Here is a 17,283-nt window from a genome sequence, read left to right as displayed (position 1 = left end):
GAACCGGCATCGACTTGAGACCGGTATCGGCCCGGATCGATTTCAACAGATCGATCCCGCTCATCTTCGGCATGTTCCAGTCCGTAATGACAAAATCGACATGATCCGCCCGGAGAACGGACAGGGCATGCTCACCATTTTCGGCTTCCTTGATCTTTTTGAAGCCGAGCTGCTTGAGCAGGTTCATGATGATCTTCCGCATGGTCGGGAAATCATCCACCACCAGGACATCAATATCGGTATTCATCATCGGTGCAGTCCTCCCGTCAATTCTTCACACAATCCCGAACCTTGTCCGTCAGCTCTTTCCGTGATACAGGCTTGATCATGTAATCCGACACACCGGCCTGAAAAACAAGGTCCCGGCTTTCTTCATCCGCTTCCGTACTCAACATGATGATCGGCAAATCGGGCTGCACGGACCCGTTCCGGATCGTCCGGATCAGTTCGGCCCCATCCATCTTCGGCATATTGAGATCGGTGATAACCAGATCCACCTCCGTCCCGCCCATCATCTCCAGGGCCTCCATTCCATCCTGCGCTGCAATGACCTCAAAACCTTCCGACCTCAGAATGAAGCTGACAAACTTTCGTGTGATGTTGTCGTCATCCACGACCAAAATTCGAGTTGCCATGAGAAGCCCTTTCCAGAAAATCGATTCTGTTTTTCTTCCGGTACCGCTTTGAACATTGCAACGGATCTTCGATGTATATCCCCCGGCAGAATCTGCGTTCTCCCGTCTGAAGAAACAATGGAGCTATTCCTTCCGATAGACCAGACCGTTTTTCATCTTCATCGGTCGGAAGGCCCGTGAAATATCATGGAGGGCTTCCGATCTGCCGATCAGGAGATATCCGCCCGGCAGCAGGGAATCATAGAGCGACTCAACGACCTTCTTCTTCATGACCGGATCAAAATAGATCAAGACATTTTTGCAGAAGATAATATCCATCCCGGATGCACTTCGCAGCCGGTTCTTGTCTACCAGATTCAGATGGACAAAACGGACTTGCGACTTGATCTTCTCGTCCAGACGATAACGGGCACCCTCTTTGCTGAAATATCGCGTTCGAATGTCCGGCGGGATATGGCGGACGGAATTTTCTTCATAAATCCCGCGACGGGCGGACCGGATCACCGCATCATTGATATCACTGGCAAGGATCTCCACCCGCACACCTGACAAGTTCCGTTTTGCCTCTTCCACAACGATGGAGATCGTGTACGGCTCCTCCCCCGTGGAGGAAGCGGCACTCCAGATCCGGATTAACGGGTTCACCCGGAACCTTTTCTGTTCAGCCAACTGTGGAAGAATTTCCTCCCGAAGCATCGTAAAGTGACTCTCCTCCCGGAAGAAGTAGGTTTCGTTGGTAGTGATACACTCCACCATCCGGACGATTTCCGCTTCTCCGCCCGGCTCATAACGGAGGAAATAGTCATACTCCTCAAAGGATTTACAGTGGTTTACTTTCAGCCGGTCGGCAAGGCGGTTCTCCAGTAAATATTCTTTCCCCTCCGTCACAGAGATCCCGGAACGTTCATAGATGATCTGCCGGAGATTCCGGAAGGATTTTTTATCAATCCGTATCCTCTCCAACATCGGCACCGGACGGGATTTTACATCCTTTTTCACGGAAGGCGACATAACCAACGGATTACTCCCCATTTCCCGAAAAAAGCGCACGAATATCCGGATTCGGATCCAGCGCCATCCTGCGCAGAATCGTCTCGGAACGCGGATCACCGATTTTCTTCAAAGCCCGACCCAGTGCAATCTTCAAAGCAACATCATCGGTTGTCTGCAGAAGGGCCATCATGGTTTCCACCGCCACGGGGTCGCCGATCCGCCCCAGTGCATCGGCGGACTTGAAGGCAACCCAATGACTGTCGTCATACAGGGAACCGATCAAAGAACGGACGACCGACGTTGAAGGATGCGCTGCCAGAACCGCTACGGCGGCCAGACGGACCTGTTCACTCTCGTCGTTCAGGGAGTGAATCAAGGGTTCCATCATCCGGTCGCAATCAATCCTGCCCAGACATTCGACAACCTTGAGACGAATCCGTTCGTTTTCGTTCCCCAGATTGGCAATCAGGTGATCACATGCCTCATCGTCCCCTAAAAGGCCGATTCCCTGAATGGCCAGAGCCTGCACATCGGGGTCGGGATAAAAAACAAATTCCCGGAACTTTTCCTTGACTCGATCGCCGCCGATGGCCACGAGGGCATGAAGGATCGTTTCCCGCACATCCATGAACTCCTCCCGGTCAAGGGCTTCAAAGAGGGGGAGCACAGCCTCTTCGTCACCGATTCGCCCAAGCGAGAAGGCCGCCTCTTTTCTCACATGTCCGTTTCCGTCCTCTAAAAGATTGATCAGAGCGGGACCGGCCCCGGGATCCCCGATGCGTCCAAGGGCACGTACCATCGTACGGCGGACAGGTTCCGGAGGAGCTTCAAGATGCCGAATGATGGCCGGCACGGCCCGGAATTCGCGCAACTTCCCCAGGACATCCCCGGCCAGTTTCAAGACGAGTTCGTCCGGAGCACCCGTGCAATCCGATTCTGAAAGGAGACGAATCAGTTCATCCGGCTCGCCGATCACCGTCAAGGTCTTTCGAACAGCATTGACGCGGTCTTCTTCTGCATATTCATGAAGGGCCCGGGCGAAGGTCAGAAGCGGGATGACGGCACCGGCGGTCCCGATCCATTCCAGCCCCTGGACCGCAGAGTCCTGGACCTCCTTCTGCGGGCTTTTCAGGGCTGCAATAAAATAGCTTTCATAGGGAGCGAAAGCCTCCACCCGCCATGCATCCTCTTCGTTGTTCTGTAAGGCAATCCGGACGAGGTGATGCACGATCTGGTGCTGAACCAGCGGTGTGGCGCGGGGAAGTGCGGCGAACAGTTTCGGCAGTGCCTCAACACTCCCGATCCTGCCCAGCGCCTCTACGGCCACCCAACAGGTTGATTCTGCAACATTGTCATCGAGAAGGCTCAACAATGCCGGAAGAGAAGCCTGATCCCGGAGATTCCCCAGGGCCTGGATAGAGGAAAAACGAACCCATTCTTCCGGGTCTTTCAGAAATTCACGAATCCGGGGAAGCGCCTCCCGGGCCCCGATCGCCCCCAGCGCGTTCAGGGCCGCACAACGCACGTTGGGATTCGAATCGTACAATAAATCCGTCACGACGGGAATGGCTTCTACGGCATGGAGATGGCCGAAGATCTTGGCTGCGATCATCCGGACGGAATCATTTCCCTCCTGGAATAGGTGCATCAGAAGTGCCGGCGCATCCCGTCCGATCAGTTCCAGGATTTCGATCGCAGCATTTCGTACATAGGCCTTCCCTCTGGAGACAAGCCCGGCAAGTTCCTGAATGGTCTCCTCTCCACCGATTGCAGTGAGAGCCCCCATCGCTGCTTCCTGACAACCTCGATGGGGGTCTTCCAGTGCCCGGACCAGGGCCGGAACAGCCTTGGGACTCCCCGTCTCGCCCAACATTCGTGCGGCCTGACGGCGCAATTCGGGGTCCTCGCTTCTCAATTGTAAAAACAACTCCGAAAGTTCCCGTTTCACCTGCAGCATCATGGCCCGCTCCAAAAGGACAGATCCGCTCCGTTCACGGACAGTCCTGCCCGCCCGGTTTCTCACTTTAACAATGGTTCGATTTTTATTCTCGGAATTTCATCTGCATTTCTTTATCGGAATTTACCGATATTCACTTAAGTTCTTTTTTCAATTTCCCCCTCATCCGCAGCATTGCCTGGGTATGGATTTGAGAGACCCGGGACTCCGTAATGGAGAGGACCTTGCCGATCTCTTTCATCGTCAATTCATTATAATAATAGAGAGAAACCACCATCTTTTCGCTTTTCGGCAGTGTCTCGATACTCCGGGCGATAATCTGTTTCAACTCCTTGTCCTTGAGAATCGACAGGGGGTTGTCTTCCGGATCGCCGGTCAAGGATTCAAAGATCCTTCGATTCAGGATATTTTCCTCATCGCCGCATTCAATACTGATCAGCGAAAGCCCCTTCACCCGGCTTATGAGATCATAAAAGGCGTCCATCGTCATCTCCAGAGCCTCGGCCACTTCTTCGTTCGTCGCCGCCCGTCCTTCCCGTTGCTCAATCTCCGCGTAGGCCCGTTCCAGCGCTCCCGCCTTCTGCCGTACGGAGCGGGGAATCCAGTCCTGGGACCGAAGATCATCGAGCATGGCCCCTTTTATGCGGAATTCCGCATAGGTCTTAAACTGGATATCCCGACTCGGATCAAACTTCTCGATGGCATCAATCAGACCGATGACGCCGGAACTGATCAAGTCGTCCACCTCGATGTGGGCCGGCAGACGCATGGCGAGACGATGAGCGATATACTTAATCTGCGGCGCATAGGTCAGAATCAGCTCGTCCCGCTTGGCACGGTCAAAGGTTTCCGTAACTTGCAGGGTCGCCCGTTGTGTCTTATTCATCCTTCACCCTATTTGAAAGATCCGCTTCCAGAAAAACTGTATATTCCCCGTAACGCCGTCTGAGTCACTGCTCTCTAAAAGGCTGTTCGCCATACTGCGAAAGCAAAGACTTGCCGGCGACCCCGGGAACAACTCGGCAATGGCCTTTTGCTGCCGCACCGACCGCGTCACCACCGGGTCCGTCACGACAAAACCGAAATAGTCGATCGAAATATTCAGGAAACGATCCGCCACAGTACAAAGCTTTTTATAAACGCCCTTGGCTTCGGCTTCATTTTTTACGGAGTTGATGAGCAGTTTGAAATGATTCTCTGCATACTCCTGTGACATGACCTTCATCAGCGCATAGGCATCGGTAATCGAAGTCGGCTCCGGCGAGGCCACGACCAGGATCTCCTGTGCCGCCACGTTAAAAAACATGACATTGGACGAGATCCCCGCCGCCGTATCAATGAGAAGGAAATCAATCTCTTCCTCCAGTTCGTCGATTTGTGTCAGCAGATTGGCCTTGTCCGCCCGGCCTAATTCCGTGATCGTCTGTATCCCGGAACCGGCAGGCAGGATCTTGATTCCCCCGGGACCTTCCAGAACGATCTCCCGGACATTCTTTCGCCCCTCAATCACATCGGCCAGATTGTATTCAGGCGCCAGCCCCAGAAGAATATCCAGATTTCCCAGTCCGAGATCGGCATCAAGGACCATGACTCTTTTTCGGTTCACCGCCGAAAGCGTGTACGCCAGATTGGCCACAATATTGGTCTTTCCGACCCCCCCCTTCCCACTGGTCACGGCAATAACCTTCACCTGTTTGATCGGTCCTTCATTCTTCTCCTGCTGATTCACGATGGTACGCAATGTCCCGGCCTGATCCATATTTTCCTCCATGATCACGGATGATCCTTGAACGCGTTCACTGCATGGCACGCATGGCTTTCGGTTTCATTTCCTGAATCGGTGAGGAGAGACGGACCCGATTGGGTGCGAGAACCAGTTCAACCAGGTCCTCGACCCTGGGGAGATGAAGGTCCTCGGGAACCCGTTGTCCATCGGTCAGATAGGAAATCGGTTTCCCGGCCTGCAGCACGGAATTCAGGAGCGTTCCGAAACGGCTCCCCTCATCGATCTTTGAAAAAATCAGACAGTCATAATCCACCGGTTTAAAATTCCGGAGAATACGGCTCAGATCGGACTGTTTGGTCGTTGCACTGAGAACCAGATGACGTTCCATTTTCTCTTCCCCCTGAAGGGCTCTTTCCAACTCCCGGATCTGCGCACGATTCCGGTGACTGCGGCCCGCCGTGTCAATCAGGATCAAATCCTTGTCGTGGTGCTTTGCGAGAACCCGGTGCAGCTCCTCCGGACGGACCACAACATCCACCGGGATCCCGATGATCCGGGCATAGATCTTCAACTGTTCAATCGCTGCAATCCGGTAGGTATCGATCGTCACCAGGGCAACCCGTTCGTTTCCTGCCAAGGCGCTTTCCGCTGCGATTTTAGCCAGGGTGGTCGTCTTGCCCACACCGGTCGGACCGACCAGAGCGACTTTCTTCGGCCCATCCCCGTCCCGGCGGATCCCCTCCCGGACCCGGAAGAGATTGCCCAGGATTCTTCGGACGGTCCCCTGCAACGTTTTGTCCGTCCCATAGCTGGATGCCGGAAAACGCCGGCTGATCCTCCGGATCAATTGATCCACGAGGAGGGGCGATACTTCGTTCTCGATGAGGCATTGCGCTGTTTTCCGGAGCGGTTCCGGATAACGTGATAATTCATCCTCACAACGGACGGGGAGATGTGTTTTCATCATCTCCTTCACGCTGTTGAGTTCCTCCATCAACCCCTGGAGTTCCTGCGAACCGGACCGTTCGGAGTGAAAAGCGTCCATTTCCTCCCGTAATTCCTGAAGATCCCTGCGTAAAGGGTTCACCCAGTTCGGCAGTCCTTCGGAGGAAGGCGGCGAGGTACGGTGGATTGTCTCGGAAAGAGTCCGGCCGAACTTCTTCGGTTCCCGCGGCTGCGGATCCCGATCCACCGCCGCCGTCACCTCGACCATCGACCGGCCGAAAAGCCCGAATGTCCCTTTCCCCTTCCGCACATTCCGGGTCGAGAGGATCACCGCATCGGAGCCAAGATCATTTTTGATCATCCGTACCGCAGAGGGCATGTCGACGGCTTCATACTTTTTAATCTGCATATTAAATCCTCACTGACTCAACCGATTGTATTTTCGTATTGGGAGAAACCTCGGAATGGGAAAGCACAACCAGGTCAGGCAGAAAGCGCTCCGTCATCTTGCGTAGAACCATCCGGATCCCGGGGGAACAGAGCAGAACCGGCTCAATGTTCATGGAGGCGGCCTTTTCCATCGCTTTGCCGATCCGGCTGATGACTTTCTGCGCTGCAACGGGATCCAGGGCCAGAAAAGTTCCCTGTTCATGACGAGTAATCGATTCGGAGATCTGGTCTTCTACCTGCTGATCCAGGGTGATCACCCGGAGTTCCCCGGCCGGGTCCATATAAGGCCGGGTAATCGATCGACCCAGTTTTTGACGGACATACTCCGTCAGGAGATCCGTATCCTTTGTATATTCCGCATGGTCGGCCAGCGTTTCCAGAATGGTCCGCAGATCCCGGATCGAAATCCGTTCACTCAGCAGGTTTTGGAGGACCTTCTGCACGGCGCCGAGACTCAGCAGGTTGGGCACCAGTTCCTCCACAACTTTGGGATACGTTTCTCCGAAATGATCCAGAAGGCTTTGCACCTCCTGCCGCCCTAACAGTTCTTCGGCATGCTTCCGGATCATCTCGGTCAGGTGTGTCGCAATGACCGTGGAATGATCGACCACGGAATAACCGGACATCTTGGCCCGATCCTTCTCCTGCTCATTCACCCAGAGTGCCGGCAGACCAAAGGCCGGCTCCGTGGTCTCCATCCCCCGGATCCGATCCTTGACGTTCCCGCCATCCATCGCCAGAAGATGGTTCATCATCAGCTCACCTCCATCCACCTTTTCGCCTTTGATCCGGAAGGCATACTCGCCGGCCTTGAGTTTCAGATTATCCCGGATATGAAGCGGGGGAACGATAATTCCCATCTCCGTGGCAAACTGACGCCGAACCGATCGGATCCTTTCCAGCAGATCTCCTCCACGTTCCCGATCCACAAGGGGAATCAGGCCATAGCCGATCTCCATTTCCAGCAGATCCAGGGGAAGAAGCCGTTCAATCCGTTCCGGCTCCGGCGGTGGCGGCGCTGCGGCCTCCTCTTCCTCCGCTTGCCGGGTTTTTTCCTGTCGTGAGTGCATCAGATAGGCCCCACCTCCCATCACCACGGAAAAGAAAAGGAAAGGGATCTGCGGCAGACCGGGGATCAATCCCAGGAGAAACATGATCCCCGCCGTAACGGCAATGGCACGGGTATTGGAAAAGAGTTGCTTGATCACGGCAACCCCGAGGCTGCCCCCCGTGGAGGCGTGCGTCACCACCAGGCCGGCCGCCGTCGAAACAATCAATGCGGGGAGTTGGGAGACCAGGCCGTCTCCGACCGTCAGGAGCGTATAGGTCTGGGCGGCTTCCGTCACGGAGAGGTGCTGCTGGAGGACACCGATCACCAACCCCCCCAGGATATTGATGATCGTGATGATGATCCCGGCAATGGCATCCCCCCGGACAAACTTGCTGGCCCCGTCCATGGCCCCGTAGAAATCCGCCTCCATCTCTACATCCTTCCGCCGCTGCCGGGCCTGGGCTTCATTGATCAAACCGGCATTCAGATCGGCATCGATACTCATCTGCTTGCCGGGCAATGCATCGAGGGTAAACCGTGCGCCGACTTCCGCAATACGGCCTGCACCTTTGGTAATGACCACAAAGTTGATAATCACCAGAATCAGAAACACAACCATACCGACGACATAGTTCCCTCCGACCACAAAGGTTCCGAAGGCCTGAATGATATTGCCGGCGGCCTTGGTCCCCTCTCCGCCATGCAGGAGAATCAGACGGGTCGAGGCAACATTGAGCGACAGCCGGTAGAGGGTCGTCATCAAAAGAATGCTTGGAAAGATTGAAAAATCGAGAGGCCGCTCCGTATAGATGGCAACCAATAGAATAACCAGGGAGAAGGCAATATTAAAGAAGAGGAGGGTATCCATGACGACCGGCGGCATGGGAATCACCATGATCCCGAGGATCATCACCACCCCGGCGGCAAGGAAGAGTTCACTCTGATTCGCAAAACGTTTCCAGAATTCCAACATTTAGTGTTTTCCTTTCAGGCTGTACACATACGCCAGGATCTCAGCGACCGCCTTGTAAAGATTCTCCGGAATGAACTGCCCCACCTTGACCCCCTTGTAAAGGGCCCGGGCCAGCGGTTTGTCTTCCACCAGCGGTACCCCATGTGCCTTCGCAACCTCCCGGATCTTGGCCGCGAGGAAGTCTGCGCCCTTGGCCACCACCCGGGGAGCGGCTCCCTGTTCGGGATCATATTTCAGCGCCACGGCAAAATGAGTCGGGTTGGTTACCACCACATCGGCCGTCGGCACGTCGGTCAGCATCCGTTTGCGGGCCATCTCCCGTTGAATGCTTCGGACCCGGGCCTTGACCTGAGGATCCCCTTCCCGTTGCTTGTATTCATCCTTGACTTCCTGTTTGGTCATCTTCAGATCTTCTTCAAACTGCCAACGTTGAAAAACATAATCGATGGCGGAGAGGAGGATAAGAAACCAGAGTACATGGAGCATAATTTTGTAGGAAACCCTTGAAATATAGAAGAAGATCCCCCATACATCCATATCCACGAGAGAGGGTAAAGTCCGGAAAAACTCATCCCTAACCACGGAATAGGCAAGGAAACCGACCACGACGATCTTGGCGATCGACTTGATCAGTTCCATGAGAGCGCTTTTCGAAAACATCTTGCCGATCCCCTTGAACACATTCAGTTTGTCGAATTTCGGCATCAGCGCTTCCCCGCTGAGGAGAAAGCCGAACTGCAGGACATTTCCGAGAAATCCCATGACAAAGGCAATGACAAAGAGCGGGGCCAGGATCCAGAAGAGCTGCAAGACGGCCTGGTCGGTCAGCAACATCATATTGGCCTGTGTGATTTCCATCCGGGTGGCCTGAGAAAGGAACTCCCGCATCAATCCTAAAAGGTGCTGCATAAAATAGGGACTGAAGAAATAGAAGACGAGGAGCATAGAGAGATAGACCGCCGTCGATGCAATCTCACGGCTCTTGGCTACCTGGCCGCGCTCTCTTGCTTCTTCCCTTTTTTTCGGAGTTGCGCGCTCCGTTTTTTCCTGGTCCGATCCTTGTGCCATCAGGTCCCCATCCGGATCATCCGGAACAGATGCTGCAGATTCTGCTCCAGGGTCACGAAAGAGTGTTCAAAAATCTTGACCGTCAGGGGAAGACTGAGCCCAAGGACAATCAACCCGCATCCGATCTGGAAAGGAAAAGAGACGATAAAGATATTCATCTGCGGTACGGTCCGGGCGATCAGGCCCATCGCCACATTCGTAAAGAGCAGCGCCGCCATCACCGGGGCGCCGATCTTCACGGCCAGGACAAACAGATCTCCCGTATTCCGGACCAGCTGCTGCATGATGGCCAGGGGATAATGCGCCCCCAAAAGCGGGATCAACTGGAAACTTTCCGCCAGACCGCGAAGCAGTACATGATGGAGATTCAGAGAAAGAAAAAGAAGCAGCGCCAGAAGGTTCTCAAAATAGGCCATAATCGAAAGTTGAGAACTGCTTTGCGGATCAAAAACACTGACAATGGCGAAGCCCATCTGGTACCCGATCATTTGTCCGGCAACCTGAAAACCGGCGAAGAGAAGCCGGGCGAGATAGCCGATCAAAAGGCCGATGCCGATCTCCCGCAGGATCGCCAGGATCAGGGTCAAGTTCTCCTGCGGGACGATCACGCCGGATGTCCTGACTGTTGGGAAGACCAGGATCGAGGTCAGCAGAGCAAAACCGGCTTTGACCATGACCGGAACATTACGGCTTCCGAGTACCGGAAGGGTCATAATGATCGCCGACACACGGACCAGGATCAGCACAAAATACTGGAACTGTCCAAAGGAAAGATCCAGAGGATTCATTCCCACCTCCCGTTCCGGATCTTCAAGGGATATCGAGTCATGATCCTCCTCTCAGTGTACATAGGCCGGAATGTTTGCAATGACCGATGAGGTGAAGGTCGTCAGGATATCAAGCAGCCAGGGCGCAAAAAAGATCAACGTCACGATGACGACGACAATCTTCGGCACGAAAACCAGGGTCATCTCCTGAATCTGTGTTGCCGCCTGGACAATACTGATCAGCAGCCCGACGATCATTCCCGTGATCAAAAGGGGAGCGGAAAGCATCAGCGTCAATTCCAGTGCCTGCTTCCCAAATCCGATGACAAACTGAGGGGTCATAATATTTCTCCGAGATTCTCTTCGCCGCTACATCGTCCCAAAACTCTTGATCAGGGACTCCACAATCATGTACCACCCGTCAACGAGCACGAAAAGCATCAGCTTGAAGGGCAGGGAAACAATGACCGGAGGCAGCATCATCATTCCCATGGAAAGAAGAATACTGGCCACCACCATATCGAGGACCAGAAAAGGAATATAGATCATGAATCCGATCTGGAAAGCCGTTTTCAGTTCACTCATCACGAAAGCGGTCAGAAGCGGAATGGTTTTGACCTCCTTGCGATTCTTCGGTTTCCCCTCCCCCGAGAGACGGATACAGAGGGCAAGATCCTTTTCCCGGGTCTGGTGAAAAAGAAATTTTCGAATCGGGACCATGGCACGATCGAAGGCCTCCCCCTGGGACAACTCGTGATGCAGATAGGGTTGCAGCGCATTCCGGTTTACCTGTGTCCAGACCGGGGTCATAATAAAAAAAGTCAGAAAAAGGGCCAGACCGACGAGGACCTGGTTGGGAGGAACCTGATGGGTACCGATCGCCTGCCGGAGAAACGAAAGGACCACGATGATCCGAACGAAAGAAGTCATCATCACCAGAATCGCCGGAGCCAGGGTCAGCACCGTCAGCAGAATCAGGATCTGAAGGGTCATCGAGACCTGCTCCGGGCTGGTGGCCGCGCCGAAGCTCAGCTTCAGGTTCGGCACCGTGACCGCCTCCACGGGAAGCGCATGCAGAATACCGCAAAACAGAACCATCACCGGCAGGAAACCGCATATCTTCTTCAGAAACTTACTCATTCAGGTTTCTCCGCAGCACATGCTCGAAGGATTTCTCTCCACCCTCCCGCCCTTCCGTTCCCGGCAGATTGCACAATGCGGTCAGAAATGAGATTCCCTGCGGAGAAATCCCGATCACAAAGCGCTCCCCATCCACATCCACCACATTCAGACTGCTTTTGGCGCCGAGATACCGCGTGGCAAGGATTCGGATCATCGCTTCCTTTCCGGGAAGCGTCCCCTTCCGGGCGAGGAAACGTTTCGCCCCATAGGCAATGAGCAGCATGATCCCGACCACAACAATCAACGATGTGATCATCCGGACTCCCGACCGCAAAAGATCAGGAGGTTCCGACTTCAGGGCCGGAACCGCCGCATTCGCTGCACTCCGTCCCGGAGGATCGGGTACCGGAGCCTTGAGAAAGTCAATGGATTTCCCGCCCTCTGCCGGAGAGGTGATTGCAGGGACCTGCGTAGAAAAGAAAAAGATGGCGGAGAAAACGATCATTCCGCAAAGCATCGGGGTTCTTCCCCGGTGGACATTCAGACCCGGTCTATTCATAGGTTTTATGCTTCTCCGTGTTCTGGTCAATTGCTTTTGACTTTGACTTTTGCCTTTCCCCCGTGCCTCCCCGTGTTCCCCGTGGTTCATGCTTTTCGCTTTTGCCTTTGCCCCTTTGTGCCTCTCCCCCTTTGCCCCTCTGTGCCTGGCTCTCCCTCACCCGAGCTGTTCAATCCGTTCCGTCGGAGAGATAATGTCGGTCACGCGGATACCAAACTTGTCGTTCACCGACACCACTTCTCCCCGGGCAACCAGTTTTTCGTTGACCAGAATTTCGAGAGGATCTCCGGCCATTTTTTCAAGCTCAATAATCGACCCCTGCGCCAACTGCAGCAAATCATTGACAAGCATCCGGGTCCGTCCTAATTCCACGGAAACTTTCAAGGGAAGATCAAGAATAAAGTCGAGACTTCGCATCGGGGCTTCCCCCTCGTTCACTTCCGGTTCCTTAACCGACGTATCTTCCATCGTCGGTTCCGTTTCGACGGTCTCTTCCGTCGGGGCAGCTTCCTGGACTTCTTGTTCCGCCATGATGGGTTCCCTCCTTTAGGATCCGATGGGAGAAAGAATCTGTATCGCCATGTGCCCGTTATGCTGTCCGGGCAGCCCTTTGTATTTTCCAACGCCCTCACACAAGACCGTTAAGGGGTCCTCTTCCGTCCGTGTCAACTCAATAATATCGCCGACCTTAAGCTGCATGAGATCCCGGAAGGTCACTTCCCCCTGCCCCATTTCCGCGATCACATTGACCTCCATCGCTTTCAGATTTGTCTGCAGCCATCGGCCCGCCTTCCCATCCTGTTTCATCACCTTGTTGGTATGTACTTCTCCGGAAAGATCGGCCCGATACGGCTCAATCGTAGAATAGGGGATGCAGATCTTCATGCAGCAATTGACTTGCTCAATGGCCACTTCGAAATCAAAGACCAGCAGTGTTTCCGTTCGTTCCACGGCCGTCACGAATCGGGGATTCATCTCGGTTTTCTTCAGGGAGAAGACGAAGGGGATCACCGGCTTCCAGGCCTGCGTCAGGTCCGCGACGGCCAGATTCGCCACCCGGTCAATGATCTTCAGCTCGATGGAAGTAAATTCACGACCTTCAACCTTGAACCGGCTATTGCCGTCTCCGCCGCAAAGGATGTCCATGATGCTGAAGACAAATACGGCATCCATTTGAAGAATCATCGCCCGGTTGTTCGGCTCCACACTCAGGATACAAAGGCTCGTCGGAAGCGGAACGGTTTCAATAAACCGGACATACTTCATCACATCGAAACTCAGGAGTGACAGCGAGACATCCATCCGCAGGAAGGAACTGAGAGAATTCTGAAACTGTTTCAGAAACTTGTCATGGACGACGTTCAAGGCCTGCATCTTCCCCCGGATAATCTTTTCGGGGTTCGTCAGGTCATAGATCATCTCCTCCGATTCCTTCGCCGCAACGTTGGTCTCGGTCTCTACATCACCGTTGTCCACCCCCTTGAGCAGGGCATCCACTTCATTTTGATCGAGAATGTCGGTCATCATTACCTCTTACTGCACGATAAATTCGGTAAAATAAATATTCTTGATCTTTCCGGTAATCAGGATACTATTCAGTTTGTCCAGCAGTTCTTCCCGCAGAATATATTTGCCGTCCACGGTCCGGACATCGGAGAACCGCTTGGTGCTGAGTTGGAGCAGGATAATATCCCGAACCTGGGCGATCCGTTTGTCCAGTTCATCCTTCACGGCATCGTTGTCCAGTTCCAGTGTCAAGGTGGTCTTCAAGAATCTGTTTTCCTCCTCATCCCCGATATTCACCAGGAAGGTTTGCAGGGGATACATCGTTCCCACTACTTCGTCGACCTTTTCCTTGGGTGTTTTTTCCGGGACATTGGCCTCAACATTCTCCACCGGTTTTTTCAGCACGAACTGGTAAACACCGAATCCTCCGCCCCCCAGGACCATCAGCGCCGTCACCAGGAGAATGATCAGTTTACCCTTGGACTTCTTCGGCACAGCCGCTTCACCGCTTTCTTCGGGAACTCCCTTCTTTGCCTCTTTTGCATCCGCCATCTATTTCCCTCCCTGATACAGTTTCAATTCCTTCCGTAAGTTCAACGAAACGTGAACTCCTTTCCTCTTTTTCGGGGCCAGCATCCACAATTTTTCCCGGGCATCTTTTTCCTCTGTCTTTCGGCCAATCCCGGCTTTTGGATATTTCAGGAGTAACATCACCCGGCGGTTTGTGGCCCGGCCCTCCGGTGTGTCATTCGACGCGATGGGCCGCATCGCCCCATACCCCACGGCGGAGAACCTTGCCGGATCGATCTTCTCCTTTTCGACAAAGTACCGGAGGACATTGACCGCTCGTGCAGTGGAAAGTTCCCAGTTCGAAGGATAGCGTGCCGTATGAATCGGGACGTTGTCCGTATGTCCTTCAATCTGGACGACGGCCCGGTTGGAACGAAGGACCTCGGCAATCTTGTCCAGAACGGGAATCGCCTCGGGATTAATCTCGGCACCACCGACCCGAAAAAGGAGGCGGCTGTCGATATGCAGGCGGATCCCGTCTTTCGTCAGACCGGCCCGGACTTTTTCCTCCATCTTCAGTTTGGTCAACCATTTCCTGACCTCATTAAAATTTTGTGCAATCAGCTTGCGCCTTGCGACTTCCACGATTTCCAGTGATGGAATCAATTCCCGGACATTGATCTCCGTCTTCGTCCCCCCCTGAAGAACCCCCAAAGACCCCTGGAGGGAACCGATCGCCTCTTTGATCCTCTGCTGGTCCATGGAGGACATGGAAAGGAGCAACACGAAAAATGTCAGCAGCAGCGTCATCATGTCGGAGAAGGTTGCCAGCCATCCGGGAAGACCCGGTTCGCAGTCACAACCTTTTTTCTTTTTCGCCATAGACCATCTCTTTGCAAGGGTTCTCTGAGAACTGCGCCCGCGCCGCCATCATCGGGAAAATGCCGCCGGCTTTTTCCGGCAACTCATTACTGGTCAAAACTCGACTTTCGCAGTTTCGGTGCAATAAAGGCATGAAGCTTCTGCTCGACCACCCGCGGGTTGTCGCCGCTGTTAATCGCCAGGATCCCTTCCATAATCAATTCGTCCGTAAAGATTTCTTTGGCACTGTTGTTTTTCAGTTTTCCCGCCATTGGCAGAAAAAGCATGTTGGCCATAATCGCTCCATAAAAGGTCGTCAGCAGAGCCACGGCCATGGCCGGACCGATCGAACTCGGATCGTTCATCGTCTGGAGCATCTGCACCAGTCCGATCAGGGTCCCAATCATTCCCATGGCCGGACCGTAAGTCCCCATCGCGGTAAAAAGCTCGGCACCTAACTTATGCCGCTGCTCCAGCTTGTCGATCTCCGTCTCCAGAATATCCCGGATCGCCTGATTCTCAAGACCATCGACCGCCAGTTGGATCCCCTTTCTCATGAACTCATGTTTGATCTCGGCAGAGGCATTTTCCAGGGCCAGGATCCCCTCTTTCCGTGCCAGGCCGGAGAACTCCACCAATTTGCTGATATATTCCGTCGGATTCGCGTTGGTGGGGAATAACGTCTTGAGCGCAACACTCATCACCTTCAGCATGTCGCTCAAAGGATAGTTTACAAGGGTCACCCCGACCACTCCCCCCACAACGATGAGCAGGGAGGGCACATCGACGAAAATAATCAGACCTCCCCCGGAAAGAATGGCCATCAGCACAAGGGCAAAGGCCAGGACAATCCCGACAATGGTTGCAATATCCATATCAATCCGCCTTCCGAAGGTTCCGGACAAGAAACTCGAACTTTCTTAAAAGCAATCCATATGCCAAATCCCGTTCAGGGTGGGACCTTTCCCGACTTATTCCGCCAGGCAAAGAACAAAAGAGGCCGTATCCCAAAACCATGGGCTATCTATTTGAAATCATGTTCCTTTTAATTCAGCGCTAAAACCGTGCATGGACACAAAAACGGAAAGAATCGGTCACGGAACAAGAAAGAGATACGGGATCGATGCGCAACGGGAGAAAATTTCCGTCAATTTCCGGAGAATGAGTCAGCCCTTTGACGAAAAAAAATGGGGGAGGCAGACGCCTCCCCCGATGCGGATTACCGTTTAAGATTAATCAGTTCCTGCAGAAGTTGGTCGGTCGTGGTGATGGTACGGGAATTGGCCTGGAAACCACGTTGGTTGGTAATCATGTTGACGAATTCCTGAGCCAGATCAACCGTTGATTGCTCCAGGGAATCGGAATTAACGTTCCCCCGGCCGCCGGAAGATGGCTGACCGATGATCGGCTGACCGGAATCGGCGGTTTCGAGGAAGAGATTTCCTCCCATACGACTCAGCCCGTCATTACTCTGGAAGGTTGCCAGCCCAACCTGGGCGATATTCACGGTACGGCCATTGGAAAAATTTCCGGTGATCAGCCCGGCATTGTTCACACTGAAATTTCGCAGCGACCCGGAGGTATATCCATCCTGGCTCTGGAAACTGGTCGTAGAGGTCAGGCCGTACTGGGTGATCCCGTCACTCCCCGCCCCTCCGCCGGCTACATCCGTTCCGAAGTCGAAGGAGATGACCTGGTTCTCCGTCCCCCCGCCGACAAAGTCGAATCCTCCCGTCGGCAACGTCACGGAATCCGCATCATAGAGGAGCCCGGAAGTATTGAACTGGAGATTTCCCCGGGCCTGTACCTGATCCCCGGTCCCGTTTGCATTGTCACTGGAATCGGTCACGGCATACCAGCTCCAGTCGTTGGTATCATCCTTACGGAAATAGATATTGACCTGGTGTCCGTTGCCGAGAGAGTCGTAGATCGTCAGAGCCGTGGAGAAATTTGAACTCGTCAGAGGGTTGGAGACATCAAAGGCACCGGTCGTTGTCGCACCTGTGGCCGTACTCAGATAGAGCGCCGCCTGTGCCGTTCCCCCGGAAACGGCAACGTCGGAAGAAGACGAATTGGTTCCGGAGACCAGTTTGTACGACCCGGTTGAGGCATTGTAAGTACAGGTAAAACCGTCATAGGCCCCCTGATTTGTGGAAGTCG

Annotated in this window: 19 protein-coding genes; all 19 read right to left on the bottom strand. The window is 53.9% G+C overall.

Annotated features, from left to right (window positions below; translation table 11 throughout):
- A partial coding sequence (locus GXP58_05010) for a response regulator (GenBank protein ID NOY52965.1) occupies nt 1-250 on the bottom strand: 250 nt, incomplete at its 3' end.
- 16 nt (nt 251-266) lie between these two features.
- A complete protein-coding gene (locus GXP58_05005; GenBank protein ID NOY52964.1) occupies nt 267-635 on the bottom strand; it encodes a response regulator in 369 nt (122 codons plus the stop codon).
- 123 nt (nt 636-758) lie between these two features.
- Nucleotides 759-1,646, bottom strand: coding sequence for a protein-glutamate O-methyltransferase CheR (locus GXP58_05000; protein NOY52963.1), 888 nt, complete (start codon nt 1,644-1,646; stop codon nt 759-761).
- Between the two features lie 10 nt (nt 1,647-1,656).
- Entirely contained in the window at nt 1,657-3,588 is a 1,932-nt protein-coding gene (locus tag GXP58_04995; GenBank protein ID NOY52962.1) for a HEAT repeat domain-containing protein, read from the bottom strand.
- Nucleotides 3,589-3,718: 130 nt separating this feature from the next.
- Entirely contained in the window at nt 3,719-4,471 is a 753-nt protein-coding gene (locus GXP58_04990) for a FliA/WhiG family RNA polymerase sigma factor (GenBank protein ID NOY52961.1), read from the bottom strand.
- A 3-nt stretch (nt 4,472-4,474) separates the two neighbouring features.
- Complete coding sequence (locus tag GXP58_04985) at nt 4,475-5,356, bottom strand: MinD/ParA family protein (GenBank protein ID NOY52960.1); 882 nt, start codon at nt 5,354-5,356, stop codon at nt 4,475-4,477.
- Between the two features lie 25 nt (nt 5,357-5,381).
- The gene (gene flhF, locus GXP58_04980; GenBank protein NOY52959.1) at nt 5,382-6,665 is read right to left on the bottom strand and encodes a flagellar biosynthesis protein FlhF; all 1,284 of its coding nucleotides are present in this window, start codon (nt 6,663-6,665) and stop codon (nt 5,382-5,384) included.
- 1 nt (nt 6,666) lies between these two features.
- On the bottom strand, nt 6,667-8,730 hold the full coding sequence (gene flhA, locus GXP58_04975; protein ID NOY52958.1) for a flagellar biosynthesis protein FlhA: 2,064 nt from the start codon (nt 8,728-8,730) through the stop codon (nt 6,667-6,669).
- Nucleotides 8,731-9,801, bottom strand: a complete 1,071-nt coding sequence (gene flhB, locus GXP58_04970; GenBank protein ID NOY52957.1) for a flagellar biosynthesis protein FlhB — start codon at nt 9,799-9,801, stop codon at nt 8,731-8,733.
- Nucleotides 9,798-10,586, bottom strand: coding sequence for a flagellar type III secretion system protein FliR (gene fliR / locus GXP58_04965; protein ID NOY52956.1), 789 nt, complete (start codon nt 10,584-10,586; stop codon nt 9,798-9,800). The genes flhB and fliR overlap by 4 nt, the downstream gene beginning before the upstream one ends.
- A 51-nt stretch (nt 10,587-10,637) precedes the next feature.
- Nucleotides 10,638-10,907, bottom strand: coding sequence for a flagellar biosynthesis protein FliQ (gene fliQ, locus GXP58_04960; protein NOY52955.1), 270 nt, complete (start codon nt 10,905-10,907; stop codon nt 10,638-10,640).
- A 27-nt stretch (nt 10,908-10,934) separates the two neighbouring features.
- The gene (gene fliP / locus GXP58_04955; GenBank protein ID NOY52954.1) at nt 10,935-11,705 is read right to left on the bottom strand and encodes a flagellar type III secretion system pore protein FliP; all 771 of its coding nucleotides are present in this window, start codon (nt 11,703-11,705) and stop codon (nt 10,935-10,937) included.
- Complete coding sequence (locus GXP58_04950) at nt 11,698-12,246, bottom strand: FliO/MopB family protein (GenBank protein ID NOY52953.1); 549 nt, start codon at nt 12,244-12,246, stop codon at nt 11,698-11,700. The genes fliP and GXP58_04950 overlap by 8 nt, the downstream gene beginning before the upstream one ends.
- 156 nt (nt 12,247-12,402) lie before the next feature.
- Nucleotides 12,403-12,777, bottom strand: a complete 375-nt coding sequence (gene fliN / locus GXP58_04945; GenBank protein ID NOY52952.1) for a flagellar motor switch protein FliN — start codon at nt 12,775-12,777, stop codon at nt 12,403-12,405.
- Between the two features lie 15 nt (nt 12,778-12,792).
- On the bottom strand, nt 12,793-13,773 hold the full coding sequence (fliM, locus tag GXP58_04940) for a flagellar motor switch protein FliM (GenBank protein ID NOY52951.1): 981 nt from the start codon (nt 13,771-13,773) through the stop codon (nt 12,793-12,795).
- A gap of 6 nt (nt 13,774-13,779) precedes the next feature.
- Nucleotides 13,780-14,304: a flagellar basal body protein FliL gene (locus tag GXP58_04935; GenBank protein NOY52950.1), complete on the bottom strand. Its 525-nt coding sequence runs from the start codon at nt 14,302-14,304 to the stop codon at nt 13,780-13,782.
- Nucleotides 14,305-15,144 (bottom strand): OmpA family protein, encoded by an 840-nt coding sequence (locus GXP58_04930; protein ID NOY52949.1) that lies wholly within the window; start codon nt 15,142-15,144, stop codon nt 14,305-14,307.
- Between the two features lie 86 nt (nt 15,145-15,230).
- Nucleotides 15,231-15,998: a motility protein A gene (locus GXP58_04925; GenBank protein NOY52948.1), complete on the bottom strand. Its 768-nt coding sequence runs from the start codon at nt 15,996-15,998 to the stop codon at nt 15,231-15,233.
- Between the two features lie 344 nt (nt 15,999-16,342).
- Nucleotides 16,343-17,283: flagellar hook-basal body complex protein (locus GXP58_04920; GenBank protein NOY52947.1), on the bottom strand; the 941-nt coding region annotated here is incomplete at its 5' end.

The organism is Deltaproteobacteria bacterium, from assembly GCA_013151235.1.
Taxonomy (GTDB): Bacteria; CG2-30-53-67; CG2-30-53-67; order CG2-30-53-67; family CG2-30-53-67; genus JAADIO01.
This window is presented reverse-complemented; position numbering and strand designations above follow the sequence as displayed.

Excerpts from the sequence above, each read along its gene's own strand:
- GXP58_05005 (NOY52964.1), bottom strand. The coding sequence starts at position 635 with ATGGCAACTCGAATTTTGGTCGTGGATGACGACAACATCACACGAAAG.
- GXP58_05000 (NOY52963.1), bottom strand. The coding sequence starts at position 1,646 with ATGTCGCCTTCCGTGAAAAAGGATGTAAAATCCCGTCCGGTGCCGATG.
- GXP58_04995 (NOY52962.1), bottom strand. The coding sequence starts at position 3,588 with ATGATGCTGCAGGTGAAACGGGAACTTTCGGAGTTGTTTTTACAATTG.
- GXP58_04990 (NOY52961.1), bottom strand. The coding sequence starts at position 4,471 with ATGAATAAGACACAACGGGCGACCCTGCAAGTTACGGAAACCTTTGAC.
- GXP58_04985 (NOY52960.1), bottom strand. The coding sequence starts at position 5,356 with ATGGAGGAAAATATGGATCAGGCCGGGACATTGCGTACCATCGTGAAT.
- flhF (NOY52959.1), bottom strand. The coding sequence starts at position 6,665 with ATGCAGATTAAAAAGTATGAAGCCGTCGACATGCCCTCTGCGGTACGG.
- flhA (NOY52958.1), bottom strand. The coding sequence starts at position 8,730 with ATGTTGGAATTCTGGAAACGTTTTGCGAATCAGAGTGAACTCTTCCTT.
- fliR (NOY52956.1), bottom strand. The coding sequence starts at position 10,586 with ATGAATCCTCTGGATCTTTCCTTTGGACAGTTCCAGTATTTTGTGCTG.
- fliQ (NOY52955.1), bottom strand. The coding sequence starts at position 10,907 with ATGACCCCTCAGTTTGTCATCGGATTTGGGAAGCAGGCACTGGAATTG.
- fliP (NOY52954.1), bottom strand. The coding sequence starts at position 11,705 with ATGAGTAAGTTTCTGAAGAAGATATGCGGTTTCCTGCCGGTGATGGTT.
- GXP58_04950 (NOY52953.1), bottom strand. The coding sequence starts at position 12,246 with ATGAATAGACCGGGTCTGAATGTCCACCGGGGAAGAACCCCGATGCTT.
- fliN (NOY52952.1), bottom strand. The coding sequence starts at position 12,777 with ATGGCGGAACAAGAAGTCCAGGAAGCTGCCCCGACGGAAGAGACCGTC.
- fliM (NOY52951.1), bottom strand. The coding sequence starts at position 13,773 with ATGATGACCGACATTCTCGATCAAAATGAAGTGGATGCCCTGCTCAAG.
- GXP58_04935 (NOY52950.1), bottom strand. The coding sequence starts at position 14,304 with ATGGCGGATGCAAAAGAGGCAAAGAAGGGAGTTCCCGAAGAAAGCGGT.
- GXP58_04930 (NOY52949.1), bottom strand. The coding sequence starts at position 15,144 with ATGGCGAAAAAGAAAAAAGGTTGTGACTGCGAACCGGGTCTTCCCGGA.
- GXP58_04925 (NOY52948.1), bottom strand. The coding sequence starts at position 15,998 with ATGGATATTGCAACCATTGTCGGGATTGTCCTGGCCTTTGCCCTTGTG.